Here is a 17,008-nt window from a genome sequence, read left to right as displayed (position 1 = left end):
TGCGGTTGTGAAAATTAGACTAAATACGTCGTTTAGCGACCCACTTTGGTCGTACGGTCACAGCGGAGAATCGGATGTTCTCAAAAAACTATTAGATTGTTCCAGATAAATATAAAAATGGTACACGATTTGTTTTCGCGGGCTTCCGAGTCCACCTTGTAGATTGAATTCAGAGGGCTTCGCCATGGACCATCTTGTACTCACTATTATTGCCGCCGACAAACCCGGCCTGGTAGAACGCATCGCGCAGAACATTGCGGCCCACGGCGGCAATTGGCTGGAAAGCCGAATGGCGCATATGGCCGGGCAGTTTGCCGGGATCCTGCGGGTCAGCGTTCCTGCGGAAAGCCGTCAGGCGCTGGTAGGGGCGCTGGAAGACTTATCCACCCACGGCATTCGCGTGCTGGTAGGAGAGGGCAGTACCGGGCAGGCATCGGCGTCCAAACCCATCGTGATGACCTTGGTCGGCAATGATCGCTCGGGCATCGTGCGTGAGATTACCGCGCTGTTGAGCAAGCAGGGTGTGAACCTGGAACGCCTGAGCACCGATGTACGGCCGGCCCCGATGAGCGGTGACCCGCTGTTCAGCGCGGAGGCGTTGTTGCAGGTGCCGTCGACGTTGTCCTTGGATAAGTTGCAGGAGTCGCTGGAAACCTTGGCCGATGACCTGATGGTGGAGTTGCGTAGCGAGGAATAACCCACAAGGTTATGCATGGAAATCTTGCATGGGCCTGTGGATAACCTGTAGAGACCCGGCGCCAGGCCACGCCGACCGGGCTTCTGCGCGGGCTGAGCAAAAAACGAGCAGTTTCAAGGGCTTGTGCACAAATGGCGGGGATCAGGTTGTGGATAACCTTGGGGTGGATCTCTGCAAGCCAAGCCGGCTGGGGCTTGCAGAGGTTTGTGCGTTATTTGATCAGCGCTTGCGCACGGTCAACCAGGCATCGACGCTGTAGACCACCAGCCCGGCCCAGATAAAGGCAAACGCGATCAGCGTGCTCGACGCCAGGTGCTCGCCGAACAGCAGCACCGCTTCCAGCAACACCAGCGTCGGTGCCACATACTGCAAAAAGCCCAAAGCGGTGTAAGGCAAATGCCGTGCGGCGGCGTTGAAGCACACCAGCGGGATCAACGTTACGGGGCCGGCCGCCACCAGCCACCAGGCTTCGGATGTGCTCCAGAACGCCAGTTGCGCACTGTGGGCCGACGGGTTGAACAACAACCAGGCCACCGCAATCGGCACCAGCATCCAGGTCTCCACCACCAGCCCCGGCAGCGCCTTGACCGGCGCCTGCTTGCGGATCAGGCCGTAGAAACCGAAGGTCAGCGCCAGCACCAAAGACACCCACGGCAAGCTGCCCACCTGCCACACCTGTTGCGCCACACCCACTGCGGCCAGCCCCACGGCCACCCATTGCAGGCGACGCAGGCGCTCGCCAAGCAGCAGCATGCCCAGCAGCACATTCACCAGCGGGTTGATGTAGTAACCCAGGCTCGCTTCGAGCATGCGCCCGCTGTTCACCGACCACACATAGGTCAGCCAGTTACCGGCAATCAACGAACCGCTGAGTGCCAGGATTGCCAGGCGCTTGGGGTTGTCGCGCAGTTCGCGGAACCAGCCCGGGTGCTTCCACACCGTCAACAGCAAACCACCGAACAGCGCCGACCAGAGCACCCGGTGCACGATGATTTCAGCGGCGGGCACACTGGCGATGGCTTTGAAGTAGAGCGGGAACAGACCCCAGATGACATAGGCACTCAGGCCCAGGATGTACCCCTTGCGGGGGTTGGCGGCTTGCATGCGTAATCCTTGCTTAGGCAGCTAACAAAGCGCGATTGTAAGGATATTTGTCAACCAATGGGACTGGCATTGGTAATGCGGTCTGCTTTGTGTGGGAGGGGGGCAAGCCCCCCTCCCACACAAAGCAATCAGAAGAGTTTGAGGGGTTCTTCGTTGAGCGCTGAGAGTTGCTCACGCAGTGCCAGCACCTGGTCGCCCCAATACCGTTCGCTGCCGAACCACGGGAAGCTGTGGGGGAACGCCGGGTCATCCCAGCGCCGTGCCAGCCACGCGCTGTAGTGCATCAGGCGCAACGCGCGCAGCGGTTCGATCAGCGCCAGTTCGCGTGGGTCGAAGTCGTGGAATTCCTGGTAGCCGTCCATCAGTTCCGACAGCTGGCCCAGGCATTCCTGGCGATCACCGGCAAGCATCATCCACAAGTCCTGCACCGCCGGGCCCATGCGGCAGTCGTCGAGGTCGACGATGTGGAACATCTCATCGCGGCACATCATGTTGCCGGGGTGGCAATCGCCGTGCATGCGGATGTTCTTGTGGGGCGTGGCTTTGTACACCTCTTCCACACGCTTGAGCAGGTCGCGGGCCACGGACTCGTAGGCCGGCAGCAGGCTCTTGGGAATGAAATTGCCTTCGAGCAACGTATTGAGAGAGTCATGACCGAAGTTCTTCACACCCAAGGCTTCGCGGTGTTCGAACGGGCGGGTGGAACCCACGGCGTGCAAGCGGCCGAGTAGCTGCCCAAGGCGATAAAGCTGGTCAAGGTTGCCCGGCTCCGGTGCTCGGCCGCCACGGCGTGGGAACAGGGTGAAGCGGAAACCCGCGTGTTCGAACAGGCTTTCGCCGTTATGAATCATCGGCGCGACCACCGGCACGTCGCACTCGGCCAACTCGAAGGTGAAACGGTGTTCTTCGAGGATCGCTTCGTTGGTCCAGCGCTGGGGGCGGTAGAACTTGGCGATCAACGGTTCGGAGTCTTCGATGCCCACCTGATATACGCGGTTTTCGTAGCTGTTGAGCGCCAGAACGCGAGCATCGCTGAGGAAACCGATGCTTTCGACAGCGTCGAGTACCAGATCGGGTGTGAGGGTTTCAAACGGATGGGCCATGCGAACTCCTGCGCGCAGCAGGGCGCCGCGTCCGGCCGGGTATGGTAACGCACCAGGCTGGAGATAGGGGGCGCCTGTGCCATTGTCATCGGGGGCAAGCCCCCTCCCGCAGGTGACCGCGTTTATCCTTTAGGAATGCGGTCCAGTGTGGGAGGGGGCTTGCCCCCGATAGCGGTCTATCAGGCGCCGACAATCCCGCCATCATCGCGCCGAATCGCCATCACCGACGAACGCGGCTTGCCATTCGGCAGGTGCTCCGGCCACGTCGAGCCACCGGTTTCGCCTGGGTGCTGAATCCCCACAAACAGCGTTTTCTGATCCGGCGAGAAGCTGATGCCCGTCACCTCACACGCTACCGGCCCGACCATGAAACGGCGGATTTCCCCGGTGCTCGGGTCGGCGCAGAGCATCTGGTTATTGCCCATGCCAGCGAAGTCGCCGGCGTTGCTGTAGTCGCCATCGGTAAGAATCCACAGGCGCCCAGCCTTGTCGAATCCCAGGCCATCGGGGCTGTTGAACATGTTCTGCGGGTTGATGTTCGACGAGCCGCCTTTTGGCGTGCCGGCATGTACGCCCGGGTTGCCGGCCACCACAAACAGGTCCCAGCTGAAGTCCGCTGCGCCATGGTCATCGGCGTTGGCCTTCCAGCGCAGGATCTGGCCGTAGACGTTTTTCTCGCGTGGGTTGGGCCCACCCACCGGCTGGCCGTCTTCGCCGCGCTTGGCGTTGTTAGTCAGGGTGCAATAGACCTGGCCGTCGGTAGGGCTGACCACGATCCATTCCGGGCGGTCCATGCGTGTGGCTTTCACCACACTGGCGGCCAGCCGTGCGTGGATCAGCACTTCGGCCTGGCTGGCGAAGCCTGTATTGGCGTCAATGCCGTTTTTGCCATGGGTCAGCTCGACCCATTGACCTTTGCCTTTCGGATGATCGGCGTTGCCATCGCCCGCATCGAAGATGGCCACGTACAAGGTGCCGTGGTCGAGCAGGTCTTTGTTGGCCCTGGGGTTCTTGTGGTTGATCTTGTCGCGGCTGACGAACTTGTAGATGAACTCGCCGCGTTCGTCGTCGCCCATGTACACCACGGCGCGGCCGTCACGAGTTTCCGCGAGGGCGGCGTTCTCGTGCTTGAAACGGCCCAGGGCGGTGCGTTTGGCCGGGGTGGATTGCGGGTCGAACGGGTCGATTTCCACTACCCAGCCGTGGCGGTTGAGTTCGTTGGGGTTCTTGGCCATGTCGAAGCGCGGGTCGTGCAGGTGCCAGTTGATCTCTTTGCTGGCGGCCACCACACCGTAGCGTTTCTGCCCGGCGTCGAACACTTGCTGCGGGTTACTGCTGCCGAAGCAGTCGGTGAAGTTCTCTTCGCAGGTCAGGTAAGTGCCCCATGGGGTCTTGCCGTTGGCGCAGTTCTGGAAGGTGCCGAGGACTTTTTTGCCGGACGTGTCGGCGCTGGTTTTCAACCATTCGTGGCCGGCGGCGGGGCCGCTCAGGCGGATCGGTGAATTGCCGTGGATGCGGCGGTTGTAGCGCGAGTCCTGGACGAACTGCCAGGTATCGCCCTTGCGCCGCACTTCGATCACCGAGACGCCTTCGCTGGCCTGGGCCTTGTGTACGTCTTCGGCCGATTGCGGTGCGCCGCCGTGGGCGTAGAGGTAGCGGTAGTTGGTGTATTCGTTGTTGATCGCCATCAGCGCGCGGTTGTCGTCGCCGGGGAAGGCGAACAGGCTCATGCCGTCGTTGTTGTCGCCGAACTGTTGTTCCTGGGCTTTGGCGGTGCCATTGCCGGATGGGTCGAAGGCCGGGGCGTTCTTGTGCAGCGGCTGGCCCCAGCTGATCAGCACCGAAGCGCTGTAGCCCGGCGGCAGGGTGATGGCGTCGCTGGTGGCTGCGGCGATGCTGGTAAAGCCCAGCAGCGGGCTGGCGGAGGCGGCGTTGACGGCCAGGGCGCTGCGGCTCAGCAGGTTGCCACCGAGGAACATCGCGGCACCGCACAGGGCACCGGCACCGATGAAGCGGCGGCGGGTGAGGCCGACCATGTGTTCGAGGTCGGTGGCTTGGTTTTCTTCTAATAGGCTCATCTCAGGCTCCCTGCGGTTTTTGCAGACACCATAAGGAGCGGGCGTGACGAAATTGTTGCAGTTTGAAGCGCTACTCGGCTTAGACCGGCGTGCCGAGCAGCACATTGCTGGGGGCAAATTGCACTTGGAGTGTCCGGCCTGCGGCGGCGTCCAGTGTCTTGAGCTCGGCGGGCTGCGCCAAGGCGCATAAAACCTGGCCATTAGGCAGGGCGATGCGCACTTCGGTGGGGCCGTCCTCGGCGTCGAGAATCGCGTCGACGGTTCCACTCACGCAATTGTGTCCAGGTGTTGCAGGCTTATCGAGTGCCAGCAATTCCAGCCAGCCGGCCTTGATCAACGCAACGACTTCCACGCCAACCTCCAGCTCCAGCCGTTGCGTACTGTCATGGGTGATTTGCGCCGCCAGGGTCAGCCCACCGGCGAGCTGCAAGTGAATCAGGTCGTTGCGGCCATGCTGTTCAATCGCAATGACCTGGCCATGCAACTGGTTACGGGCGCTGGTGCGCAGCATCAAGCGGCCGAGCAGGTTGAAGTCGCTGGCGGCTTCGTCCGAGCCGAGTACTTCCGCCTGTAACACTTGCAGGCGTTGATAGAGGCGCAACACCCGTTCACCTTCGGCCGTGAGTCGGGCCCCGCCGCCGCCCTTGCCGCCGACACTGCGTTCGACCAAGGGTTTTTGCGCCAGGTTGTTCAGCTCATCAATGGCGTCCCAGGCGGCCTTGTAGCTCAAGCCCGCACTTTTGGCTGCGCGGGTGATGGAGCCCTGTTCGGCGATATGCCCCAGCAGGGCGATACGCTGGGGACGGCGGACAATATGTTGGCTGAGCAGAGTCGGTAGAGACATGGGCGTACGCTGTGTTGGGATGAGCGGACGTTGCGGCCGCGAGGCATGAGAGTCAAGTACCAGGCTTTGGCGTGCGGGCCAGGCAGTACACGTCCACCTGTCGCGCTCCGGCGTTGATCAACAGCCGCGCCAGGCTGTGGGCAGTGGCACCGGTGGTGAGCACGTCGTCCACCAACGCGAGGTGGCGGCCGCGCACCTCGGCGCCAGGGGCCAGGGCGAAGGCGTTGAGCAGGTTGCGTTTGCGCGTCTTGGCGTCGAGGGCTTGCTGCGCGACGGTTTCATAAGGGCGTAGCAACAGATGTTCATCGTGGGGAAGGTTCAGGTCGGCACTGAGCCAGCGCGCCAGCATCAGCGCCTGGTTATAGCCCCGTTCACGCAGGCGCCCGCGGGCCATGGGCACCGGCAACAGAATGTCCGGGCGGGTGAGTGGGTGGTTGTCGAAGCGATGTTGCAAGTAGTGCCCCAACAAGCGCCCCAGCATATGCCCGAGGGGCCAGCGTGCCTGGTGCTTGAAGCGACTGATCAGGGTGTCCACGGGAAAGCTGTAGGTCCAGGGGGCGATCACCTGTTTAAAGGCGGGCGGTTGTCTCAGGCATTGGCCGCAGACCAGGCCGTCCATCGCCAAAGGCAAGGCGCAGACTTCACAATGCTCCATCAGCCAGGGCAGCTCGGTTTCGCAAGCGTTGCAGACACAGTCGGCTGTTTCAGTCGCCTCGTCGCAGATTAAGCATTTCTGTGTGTTTTTTAACCAGATGTAAACTTCGCGTTTTCGTATTGGTTGACAGTGCATGAGTCTTCCTTAAATATGCCGAGCATCCGTGTCGTGCCTGTGGGTATTGCCCTTCCCGCAGCGCTTGCCAAAGCATAATCAAGGAATCGCCCATGAGCGCCAGCACCACCGCCACCTTGCGTCACGATTGGTCTTTAGCCGAAGTCAAAGCGTTGTTCGTGCAACCGTTCAATGACCTGCTGTTCCAGGCGCAGACCGTGCACCGCGCGCACTTCGATGCCAACCGTGTACAGGTGTCGACGCTGCTGTCGATCAAGACCGGCGCCTGCCCGGAAGATTGCAAATATTGTCCGCAGTCGGGCCACTACAACACTGGCCTGGAAAAAGAAAAGCTGATGGAGGTGCAGAAGGTCCTTGAAGAGGCTGCCCGCGCCAAGGCCATCGGTTCGACCCGTTTCTGCATGGGTGCCGCCTGGAAGCACCCGTCGGCCAAAGACATGCCCTACGTGCTGCAGATGGTCAAAGGCGTAAAGGCCATGGGCCTGGAAACCTGCATGACCCTCGGCCGTCTCGACCAGGACCAGACCGAAGCCCTGGCCCAGGCGGGCCTCGATTACTACAACCACAACCTCGACACGTCGCCGGAGTTCTACGGCAGCATCATCACCACCCGCACCTACAGCGAGCGCCTGCAAACCCTGGCCTACGTGCGTGAGTCGGGAATGAAGATCTGCTCGGGCGGTATCCTCGGCATGGGCGAGTCCCTCGACGACCGCGCCAACCTGCTGATCCAGTTGGCCAACCTGCCGGAGCATCCGGAGTCGGTGCCGATCAACATGCTGGTGAAAGTTGCCGGAACGCCGCTGGAAAACGCCGAGGACATCGACCCGTTCGACTTCATCCGCATGCTGGCTGTGGCGCGTATCCTGATGCCGCAATCCCATGTGCGCCTGTCCGCCGGCCGTGAAGCGATGAACGAGCAGATGCAGGCCCTGGCGTTCTTTGCCGGTGCCAACTCGATCTTCTACGGCGACAAACTGCTGACCACCGCCAACCCGCAGGCCGACAAGGACATGCAACTGTTCTCGCGCCTGGGCATCCTGCCGGAAGCCCGTGAAGAGCATGCGGATGAAGTGCACCAGGCGGCGATTGAACAGGCGTTGGTGGAGCAGAAGAGCAGCGAGCAGTTCTATAACGCCGTTGTTTGATTCCCACCTGTTTTGACCGAGTTGCACCTGCCACCCCGAGGCCTGCATGTCTTTTGATCTTTCCGCGCGCCTCGCTGCCCGCCGTGCCGAACACCTTTACCGTCAACGCCCGCTGCTCCAGAGCCCTCAAGGCCCGGAAGTGGTGGTTGACGGTCAACCCCTCCTGGCATTCTGTAATAACGATTACCTGGGCCTGGCCAATCACCCGCAAGTGATCGAGGCCTGGCGCGCCGGGGCGTCCCGCTGGGGCGTGGGCGGCGGTGCCTCGCACTTGGTGGTTGGCCACGCCACGCCGCACCATGAGCTGGAGGAGGCGCTGGCCGACCTCACCGGCCGCCCGCGGGCGCTGCTATTTACCACCGGCTATATGGCCAACCTCGGTGCGGTCACGGCGTTGGTGGGGCAGGGCGATACGGTGCTGGAAGATCGTCTCAACCATGCCTCGCTGCTGGATGCCGGTTTGCTCTCCGGTGCGCGCTTTAATCGCTACCTGCACAACGACGCGACCAGCCTGGCCAAGCGCCTGGAGAAAGCCACTGGCAATACGCTGGTGGTCACCGATGGCGTGTTCAGCATGGACGGCGACCTGGCCGACCTGCCGGCATTGGCCCGTGCAGCCGAGGCCAAAGGCGCCTGGTTGATGGTGGATGATGCCCACGGCTTTGGTCCGCTCGGCGCTAATGGCGGCGGGATCGTCGAGCATTTCGGCTTGAGCCAGGACGACGTGCCGGTACTGGTGGGCACCCTGGGCAAAGCGTTCGGCACGGCCGGGGCGTTTGTCGCGGGCAGTGAGGATTTGATTGAAAGCCTGATCCAGTTTGCCCGGCCGTATATCTACACCACCAGCCAACCGCCGGCGCTGGCCTGCGCTACCCTGAAAAGCCTGGAGCTGCTACGCACCGAACATTGGCGGCGCGAGCACCTCGACCGCTTGATTCGTCAGTTCCGCCAGGGCGCCGAGCAGCTTGGCCTGGACTTGATGGACAGCTTTACACCGATCCAGCCGATTCTGATCGGCGACAGTGCCAAAGCTGTGCGCCTGTCGCAGATGCTGCGTGAGCGGGGCCTGATGGTCACCGCGATCCGCCCGCCCACCGTACCCGCCGGCAGCGCGCGTTTGCGCGTGACTTTGACCGCCGCCCACAGCGAAGCGCAGGTGCAGCTATTGTTAAACGCATTGGAAGAGTGTTTCCGCTTGTCTGGTGCCACGGAGGCCGACCATGCGTGATCGACTGATCTTGCTGCCCGGCTGGGGCCTCGGGGTATCGCCGCTGGAGCCTTTGGCCGCCGCCTTGCGTGGCCTGGACGAACACCTGCAGGTGCAGATCGAGCCGTTGCCGGCGCTCGATTCCAGCGACCTCGATGAATGGCTCGACGAACTCGACGCCACCCTGCCTGACAACGCCTGGCTGGGCGGCTGGTCCTTGGGCGGCATGCTTGCTTCCGAGCTGGCGGCGCGGCGCGGCGAGCGTTGCTGCGGCTTGCTGACCCTGGCGAGCAACCCGTGTTTTGTCGCCCACGAAGGCTGGCCCCACGCGATGCCCGCCGAGACTTTCGATGCATTCCTGGCTGGCTGCCACGCCGATTCCCAAGTCACCCTCAAGCGCTTCGGCCTGTTGTGCGCCAAAGGCGCCGAAGACCCGCGTGGGCTGTCGCGCCTGCTGGTCAGTGGCGCGCCGAATTCAGCGTCCAGCGTGTTGATGCACGGCCTGGAATTGTTGGCCCAACTGGATACCCGCGACGCCTTGCTGGCCTATCGCGGCCCGCAGTTGCATCTGTTCGCTGGCATGGACGGATTGGTACCTGCCGAAGCCGCCAGCGACCTGCTGGCGCTGCTGCCTGATGTGGAAATCGGCCTGATTGAACAGGCTGGTCACGCTTTTCTTCTGGAAGACCCCCACGGTGTAGCGGGGGCCATCCAGGCTTTTTTGCATGAGTGCGTTGATGACTGATTTATCCCTTCCCCCACTGCCGGGCGCCTTGCCGGACAAGCGCCAGGTGGCGGCATCGTTTTCCCGTGCGGCGGCCAGTTACGACAGTGTCGCCGAGTTGCAGCGAGCGGTGGGGCATGAGCTGCTGTCCCGTCTGCCATCAGCGTGTGCGCCACGACGTTGGCTGGATATGGGCTGCGGTACGGGTTATTTCAGCCGCGTGCTGGGTGAGTTGTTGCCAGCGAGCCAAGGTGTGGCGCTGGATATTGCCGAAGGCATGCTCGATCACGCACGGCCTTTGGGTGGTGCTGAGTATTTCATCGCGGGCGATGCCGAGCGTCTGCCTTTGAAGGATGGCAGCTGCGGGCTGATCTTCTCCAGCCTGGCGGTGCAATGGTGTGCGAACTTCGAGGCGGTGCTCAGCGAGGCCTATCGCGTGCTGCAACCGGGTGGCGTGCTGGCGTTCGCCAGTTTGTGCGTCGGGACGCTGGATGAGCTGCGCGAAAGCTGGCGGGCGGCGGATGGCCTGGTGCACGTCAACCGGTTTCGCACCTTCGAGGCGTACCAGCAGTTGTGCGCGGCCAGTGGTTTGCGCGTGCTCAGCCTGGAGCGGCGTCCCCATGTGCTGCATTACCCGGATGTGCGCAGCCTGACCCATGAGCTCAAGGCGCTGGGGGCGCACAATCTCAATCCGGGCCGCCCGGGAGGGTTGACGGGCCGTGCGCGGATTGCTGCACTGGTAGACGCCTACGAGCAGTTCCGTCAGGCCGAGGGACTGCCGGCCACTTATCAAGTGGTGTACGCCGTCCTGGAGAAGCCCCTATGAGCGCCGCTTATTTCATCACCGGCACCGACACGGATGTCGGCAAGACCACCATCGCCGCGGGCCTGTTGCACGCCGCGCGGCTTGCCGGCAAAAGCACTGCGGCTGGAAAACCCGTGGCTTCCGGTTGCGCAGTTACGCCCAAGGGCTTGCGCAACGCCGATGCCCTGGCGTTGCTGGCCGAGTGTTCATTGCCGTTGAGTTATGCCGAGGTCAACCCGGTGGCGTTCGAACCCGCCATCGCCCCGCACCTGGCTGCGCGAGAGGCCGGCGTCGCGCTGACGGTGCAGTCGTTGTTGAAACCCATGCAGCAGATCCTGGCGCGACAAGCGGATTTCACCCTTATCGAAGGCGCAGGCGGCTGGCGCGTACCGCTGGCCGACCAGGACAACCTGTCGGACCTGGCCATAGCGCTGCAACTGCCGGTGATCCTGGTGGTGGGCGTGCGCCTGGGTTGCATCAGCCATGCCTTGCTCACCGCCGAAGCCATCGCACGGGACGGTTTGCCCTTGGTCGGTTGGGTGGCGAATATCATCGACCCCAAGACCTCTCGTCTGGAAGAAAACCTCGCGACCCTGGCCGAACGCTTGCCCGCGCCGTGCCTGGGCCGAGTGCCCAAGCTCAAGCACGCCAGCGCCGAAGCGGTGGCTGAGCACCTGCAACTGGACCTGCTTGACTGATTCTGGCTATCGACAAGGCATTATGCCATTAGTGTTTTTGACGGGCTTTTTGCCAGGATGTCTGCTTCAATTCAACTTCACGATTCTCTAAAGGCAGGTTAAAGCCATGGAAATCTCTGGCAGCAGCGCGTTTTACTCGGGGCTGAGCACTATTCAGGCCGGGCAGAGCCGTGTCGACCAGGCCGCCGGCAGAATTGCCAGCACCGCGACCACTCAGCCGTCGGACGCACAGAGCGACCGGCTGCAAGCCAATGACCGCGCCCAGCCGACGAATTCGGCGAGCAATATGGTCGAAATGGCCCAAGGCAAGTTTCAAGTGGAGTTGGGCGCCAAGGTCGCCAAGGCTTCGGACGAAATGCTTGGCACCTTGATCGACACCTTCGCTTAACCCCTCTTGCGTACGACCGGCTTCTTTCTGGGGGCTGGTCACTCTTGCGCAATCCTCCATTTTCTTCTGAACACCTTGTGGCATCCCGCCGCAGGCCTCGCCGTGCCTGGCATTGACCCGCGTCATGACAAACGGTGTCTGGACGACGCTTGACATCCCCAGGTCGTAAACGTATGTTTCAAACACCTGTTTGACCGCCACAACACATCCACGCGGTTGTTCATTCCAGATACATCAGCAGAGGTTTATCGCTATGCCTGACTACAAGGCCCCCTTGCGTGATATTCGCTTCGTTCGTGACGAACTGCTCGGCTATGAAGCGCACTATCAGAGCCTGCCGGCTTGCCAGGACGCTACCCCGGACATGGTTGACGCCATTCTCGAAGAAGGCGCCAAGTTTTGTGAGCAAGTGCTGGCACCGTTGAACCGCGTGGGTGACATCGAAGGGTGCACCTGGAGTGAGTCTGGCGTTAAAACCCCTGCTGGTTTCAAAGAAGCCTACAAACAATTCGTCGAAGGCGGCTGGCCAAGCCTGGCCCACGACGTGGAGCACGGCGGCCAAGGCCTGCCGGAATCCCTGGGCCTGGCCGTGAGCGAAATGGTCGGCGAAGCCAACTGGTCGTGGGGCATGTACCCGGGCCTGTCCCATGGTGCGATGAACACCATTTCCGAGCACGGCACCCCCGAGCAGCAAGAGGCTTACCTGACCAAGCTGGTGTCGGGCGAATGGACCGGCACCATGTGCCTGACCGAGCCACACTGCGGTACCGACCTGGGCATGCTGCGCACCAAGGCCGAGCCTCAGGCCGACGGTTCCTACAAAGTCTCCGGCACCAAGATCTTCATCTCGGCCGGTGAACACGACATGGCCGACAACATCGTCCACATCGTGCTGGCCCGCCTGCCGGACGCACCGGCCGGTACCAAAGGCATCTCGCTGTTTATCGTGCCCAAATTCCTGCCTGAAGCCGATGGTTCGATCGGTGCGCGCAACGCGGTGAGCTGCGGTTCCCTGGAACACAAGATGGGTATCCACGGCAACGCCACCTGCGTGATGAACTTCGACGCGGCCACCGGTTTCCTGATCGGCCCGGCGAACAAAGGCCTGAACTGCATGTTCACCTTTATGAACACCGCTCGCCTGGGCACCGCGCTGCAAGGCCTGGCCCACGCCGAGATCGGCTTCCAGGGCGGCCTGAAATACGCCCGCGATCGCCTGCAAATGCGCTCCCTGACTGGCCCGAAAGCGCCGGAAAAGGCCGCTGACCCGATCATCGTGCACCCCGACGTGCGCCGCATGCTGCTGACCATGAAAGCCTTCGCCGAAGGTAACCGTGCGATGGTGTACTTCACTGCCAAGCAAGTGGACATCGTCAAGTACGGCACCGACGACGAGGCCAAGAAACAGGCCGACGGCCTGCTGGCATTCATGACCCCGATTGCCAAGGCGTTCATGACCGAAGTCGGTTTTGAATCCGCCAACCACGGCGTGCAGATCTATGGCGGCCACGGCTTTATCGCCGAGTGGGGCATGGAGCAGAACGTTCGCGACAGCCGTATCTCCATGCTGTACGAAGGCACCACCGGTATCCAGGCGCTGGACCTGCTCGGCCGTAAAGTGCTGATGACCCAGGGCGAAGCGCTCAAGGGCTTCACCAAGATCGTGCACAAGTTCTGCCAGGCCAACGAAGGCAACGAAGCGGTCAAGGAATTCGTGACGCCGCTGGCTGCACTGAACAAAGAGTGGGGCGAGTTGACCATGAAGGTCGGCATGGCTGCGATGAAGGACCGTGAAGAAGTGGGTGCTGCCTCGGTGGACTACCTGATGTACTCCGGTTACGCGTGCCTGGCTTACTTCTGGGCCGACATGGCACGCCTGGCGGCCGAAAAACTGGCTGCCGGTACCAGCGAAGAAGCGTTCTACACCGCCAAGCTGCAAACTGCGCGCTTCTACTTCCAGCGCATCCTGCCGCGTACCCGTACCCACGTGGCCACCATGCTGTCGGGCGCCAATAACCTGATGGACATGAAAGAAGAAGACTTCGGCCTGGCTTACTAAGCCTTACCGGGTTCATCTGAAACCGTCGCTTCCCTTGGGAGCGGCGGTTTTTTCATTGGGGGATAAAAAACACAGTACAGCGCTCAGGGATTGCTTCCGGCTGCCGTTACAGTGATGGCAATGTGATACACAACGGGCGGGTTGTGCTTAACTGTCCGCATCAAGGCACAGTGCCACTACTTTTTGCGGGTCGGAGTTTTACCCTTGTCACGCGTGTCTGCTTTACGTTTCAGTCACTTTCTCCCTTCGTTACTGCTGCTGTTGGCCGGGCTCTCGGCTGCGTACGTCAAGGACCTCAGCGTCTTCTTCACTTCACTGTTCAATGTGTTGCCGACCCTGGTGCTGTTGCTGGGCGGTTCGTACTGCGCGGTGTATCGCCGTCAGCGTGAATTGTTCCTGATGATCACGGTGTACATCGCCTATTTCCTGCTCGATACCCAGACTGACTACTACCGCGACAATGGCCGCGTGCGCGAAGACGCGGCCGTGGTGTTTCACCTGTGTTGCCTGTTATTGCCGCTGCTGTTCAGCATCTACGCGCTGTGGCAGGAGAAGACCCATCTGTTCCGCGACTTCGTCGCCCGTTGTGCGGTGCTGCTGGCAATTGGCAGCGTGGCGCTGGCTCTGGAGCAAAGTTATCCCCAGGCACTGCTGAACTGGCTGGCGGAGATCCGCTGGCCCGCCCTGCATGGGACCTGGATGAGCCTTATCCAACTGTCATACCCGATGTTCCTGATCGGCTTCCTCACCCTGGCGGCGCAATACTGGTACCAGCCGCGCCCGCTGCATGCAGCGCAACTGGTGGGTTTGCTGGGGATGTTTTGGATGTTGCCGCAGACCTTCATCCTGCCGTTCACGCTGAATATCATGTGCAGCCAGGTCATGCTGATGATCGCCGCCGGTGTGGCCCACGAGGCTTATCAAATGGCGTTCCGCGATGAACTGACCGGCCTGCCGGGGCGCCGTGCCTTGAATGAACGCATGCAGCGGCTGGGGCGCAACTATGTGCTGGCAATGACCGACGTCGATCACTTCAAGCGCTTCAATGACACCCATGGTCACGATGTGGGCGACCAGGTGCTGCGCCTGGTGGCGAGCAAGCTGTCCAAGGTCAATGGTGGTGGGCGTGCCTACCGCTACGGCGGTGAAGAGTTCGCCGTGGTGTTTGCCGGCAAGACCCTGGATGAGTGCATGCCGCACCTGGAAGAAATCCGCGAGATCGTCGCCAACTACGACATCAAGCTGCGCAACTCGGACCGACCCCAGGATGATCAACAAGGCCGTCAACGCCGGGCGGGCAGCGGCGCGTCGAGTGTGTCGGTGACGGTCAGCATCGGCGTGGCCGAACGCCAGATCGACCAGCGTACGGCGGAAGAAGTGCTCAAGTCCGCCGACCAGGCGCTGTACGCCGCCAAGGGCGCGGGGCGTAACTGTGTGGTTGCGGCCGGGCAGACCCGCCGTGGCGCGGTGCGCATGCAAAGCGCTGCCGGTTGAGTGATGGCGGTGTATTCAGCGGTTCTACAATGATTGTCCGTGGCGCCGGCCGGAAGTAGGTTGAAAGGATCTGCTGCCGGAGACATCGCCATGCCTGAGTACAAAGCTCCCCTGCGCGACATGCGCTTTCTGATCGACAACGTGTTTGATTTCCACGGCCACTACGCTGCCCTGGGCGCCACGGACGCCAGCCCGGACATGGTCAGTGCAATCCTGGAAGAAGGCGCGAAATTCTGCGAGAACGTGCTTTCGCCACTCAACCGCAGTGGTGATGAAGAGGGCTGCCATTTCGACAATGGCGTGGTGACCACCCCCAAGGGCTTCAAGGAAGCCTTCGCCCAGTACGTCGAGGGCGGCTGGCACGGTGTGGCGGCAGACCCGGCCTACGGTGGCCAGGGCCTGCCGCAATCGTTAGGCCTGGTGCTCAGCGAGATGATCGGCTCCAGCAACACCTCGTGGGGCATGTATCCGGGCCTGACCCACGGCGCCATGTCGGCGATCCACGCCCACGGCACCGAAGAGCAGAAGGCCACGTTCCTGAGCAAACTCACCGCCGGCGAATGGACCGGCACCATGTGCCTGACCGAAGCCCATTGCGGCACCGACCTGGGGCTGATCAAGACCCGCGCCGTGCCCCAGGCGGATGGCAGCTATGCGATCACCGGCAGCAAGATCTTCATCTCGGCCGGTGAGCACGACATGAGCGCCAATATCATCCACCTGGTGCTGGCCAAGCTGCCGGATGCGCCGGCGGGCACCAAAGGTATCTCGCTGTTTATCGTGCCCAAGTTCCATACGGATTCGGCAGAGCGCAACGCAGTGCACTGTGGCTCCATCGAGCACAAGATGGGCATCAAGGCCTCGGCTACCTGTGTGCTCAACTTCGACGGCGCCAAGGGCTTTTTGATTGGCGAGGCGAACAAAGGCCTCAACTGCATGTTCACCATGATGAACCACGCCCGCCTGGGTACCGGCATGCAGGGCCTGTGCAATGGCGAAGCGAGCTTCCAGGGCGCGATCAAGTACGCCAACGATCGCCTGCAGATGCGCGCGCTGACCGGCGCCAAGGCCCCGGAGAAAGCCGCCGACCCGATCATCGTGCACCCCGATGTGCGCCGTATGCTGCTGACCATGAAAGCCTTCAACGAGGGCAACCGCGCACTGACCTATTTCACTGCACAGTTGCTCGACACCGCGCACCTGAGCAGCGACGCCGACCAGCGCCAGGAGGCCGAAGACCTGTTGGCCTTTCTTACCCCAATCTGCAAAGCCTTTATGACCGACACCGGGCTGGAGGTGACCAACCACGGCATGCAGATATTCGGCGGCCATGGCTACATTCGTGAGTGGGGCATGGAGCAACTGGCACGCGATGCGCGGATTGCGCCGATCTACGAAGGCACCAACGGCATCCAGGCCCTCGACCTGCTGGGGCGCAAGGTGTTGGGCAGCCAGGGCAAGTTGCTGCGCGGCTTTACCAGGATTGTGCATAAGTTTTGCGCGGCGAATGCCGACCATGCGCAGCTCAAGGGTTATGTGGTGCAGCTCAATCAACTGAATCAGGAGTGGGGCGAGCTGACGACCCAAGTCGGTATGGCGGCCATGAAAAACCCTGATGAAGTGGGCGCGGCGGCTGTGGATTACTTGATGTACAGCGGTTACATCATCCTCGGCTACCTGTGGCTGCGGATGGCCATTGCAGCGCTGGCGCACGATGACACAGACTTCGCCAAGGCCAAGCTGGCCACCTGCGACTTCTACTTCAAGCGCCTGCTGCCACGTACCGCAACCCATCGCGCCGCCGTGGAAGCGGGCAGCGAATGCCTGATGAGTCTGCCTGCGGAGTCGTTTGCGCTGTGATGACTTAAA

The 17,008-nt window shown here is 61.8% G+C and carries 15 protein-coding genes; 10 read left to right on the top strand and 5 right to left on the bottom strand.

What is annotated here, in order from left to right; genetic code table 11:
* The first annotated feature begins 184 nt into the window (after positions 1 to 184).
* Positions 185 to 697 (top strand): glycine cleavage system protein R, encoded by a 513-nt coding sequence (locus M2397_RS20820; RefSeq protein ID WP_145336852.1) that lies wholly within the window; start codon positions 185 to 187, stop codon positions 695 to 697.
* A 219-nt stretch (positions 698 to 916) separates the two neighbouring features.
* Here M2397_RS20820 and rarD read toward each other — a convergent pair whose 3' ends face one another.
* The 5 genes from rarD to M2397_RS20795 form a co-directional block, all read right to left on the bottom strand.
* Positions 917 to 1,801 carry an EamA family transporter RarD gene (rarD, locus tag M2397_RS20815; RefSeq protein ID WP_131699096.1) on the bottom strand — a complete coding sequence of 295 codons (885 nt, stop codon included), beginning with the start codon at positions 1,799 to 1,801 and terminating at the stop codon, positions 917 to 919.
* A gap of 128 nt (positions 1,802 to 1,929) precedes the next feature.
* Complete coding sequence (locus M2397_RS20810; RefSeq protein ID WP_015886213.1) at positions 1,930 to 2,904, bottom strand: serine/threonine protein kinase; 975 nt, start codon at positions 2,902 to 2,904, stop codon at positions 1,930 to 1,932.
* A 179-nt stretch (positions 2,905 to 3,083) separates the two neighbouring features.
* Complete coding sequence (locus M2397_RS20805; RefSeq protein WP_259244335.1) at positions 3,084 to 4,982, bottom strand: PhoX family phosphatase; 1,899 nt, start codon at positions 4,980 to 4,982, stop codon at positions 3,084 to 3,086.
* Between the two features lie 79 nt (positions 4,983 to 5,061).
* A complete protein-coding gene (locus M2397_RS20800; RefSeq protein WP_259244334.1) occupies positions 5,062 to 5,826 on the bottom strand; it encodes a TOBE domain-containing protein in 765 nt (254 codons plus the stop codon).
* Positions 5,827 to 5,878: 52 nt separating this feature from the next.
* Positions 5,879 to 6,616, bottom strand: coding sequence for a ComF family protein (locus M2397_RS20795; protein WP_259244333.1), 738 nt, complete (start codon positions 6,614 to 6,616; stop codon positions 5,879 to 5,881).
* A gap of 92 nt (positions 6,617 to 6,708) precedes the next feature.
* On the opposite strand from M2397_RS20795, the gene bioB reads away from it, so the two are divergent.
* From bioB to M2397_RS20750, 9 genes are all read left to right on the top strand, one after another.
* Positions 6,709 to 7,764 carry a biotin synthase BioB gene (bioB, locus tag M2397_RS20790; RefSeq protein WP_010207025.1) on the top strand — a complete coding sequence of 352 codons (1,056 nt, stop codon included), beginning with the start codon at positions 6,709 to 6,711 and terminating at the stop codon, positions 7,762 to 7,764.
* Between the two features lie 46 nt (positions 7,765 to 7,810).
* On the top strand, positions 7,811 to 8,992 hold the full coding sequence (bioF, locus tag M2397_RS20785; RefSeq protein ID WP_259244331.1) for an 8-amino-7-oxononanoate synthase: 1,182 nt from the start codon (positions 7,811 to 7,813) through the stop codon (positions 8,990 to 8,992).
* Complete coding sequence (locus M2397_RS20780; protein ID WP_259244330.1) at positions 8,985 to 9,716, top strand: alpha/beta fold hydrolase; 732 nt, start codon at positions 8,985 to 8,987, stop codon at positions 9,714 to 9,716. The genes bioF and M2397_RS20780 overlap by 8 nt, the downstream gene beginning before the upstream one ends.
* Positions 9,709 to 10,521, top strand: coding sequence for a malonyl-ACP O-methyltransferase BioC (bioC, locus tag M2397_RS20775; RefSeq protein ID WP_131699102.1), 813 nt, complete (start codon positions 9,709 to 9,711; stop codon positions 10,519 to 10,521). The genes M2397_RS20780 and bioC overlap by 8 nt, the downstream gene beginning before the upstream one ends.
* On the top strand, positions 10,518 to 11,198 hold the full coding sequence (gene bioD / locus M2397_RS20770; RefSeq protein ID WP_131699103.1) for a dethiobiotin synthase: 681 nt from the start codon (positions 10,518 to 10,520) through the stop codon (positions 11,196 to 11,198). The genes bioC and bioD overlap by 4 nt, the downstream gene beginning before the upstream one ends.
* A 106-nt stretch (positions 11,199 to 11,304) precedes the next feature.
* Positions 11,305 to 11,586, top strand: a complete 282-nt coding sequence (locus M2397_RS20765; protein WP_053131056.1) for a hypothetical protein — start codon at positions 11,305 to 11,307, stop codon at positions 11,584 to 11,586.
* Between the two features lie 253 nt (positions 11,587 to 11,839).
* On the top strand, positions 11,840 to 13,645 hold the full coding sequence (locus M2397_RS20760) for a phenylacyl-CoA dehydrogenase (RefSeq protein WP_131699104.1): 1,806 nt from the start codon (positions 11,840 to 11,842) through the stop codon (positions 13,643 to 13,645).
* 204 nt (positions 13,646 to 13,849) lie between these two features.
* Positions 13,850 to 15,139 carry a diguanylate cyclase gene (locus M2397_RS20755; protein ID WP_131699105.1) on the top strand — a complete coding sequence of 430 codons (1,290 nt, stop codon included), beginning with the start codon at positions 13,850 to 13,852 and terminating at the stop codon, positions 15,137 to 15,139.
* 90 nt (positions 15,140 to 15,229) lie between these two features.
* Positions 15,230 to 16,999, top strand: a complete 1,770-nt coding sequence (locus M2397_RS20750; protein WP_259244329.1) for an acyl-CoA dehydrogenase C-terminal domain-containing protein — start codon at positions 15,230 to 15,232, stop codon at positions 16,997 to 16,999.
* Positions 17,000 to 17,008 lie beyond the last annotated feature (9 nt).

Source organism: Pseudomonas sp. BIGb0381, assembly GCF_024809815.1.
GTDB lineage: Bacteria > Pseudomonadota > Gammaproteobacteria > Pseudomonadales > Pseudomonadaceae > Aquipseudomonas.
The sequence above is the reverse complement of the archived record's forward strand: the minus strand, read 5'-3'. Positions and strand labels throughout refer to the sequence as shown.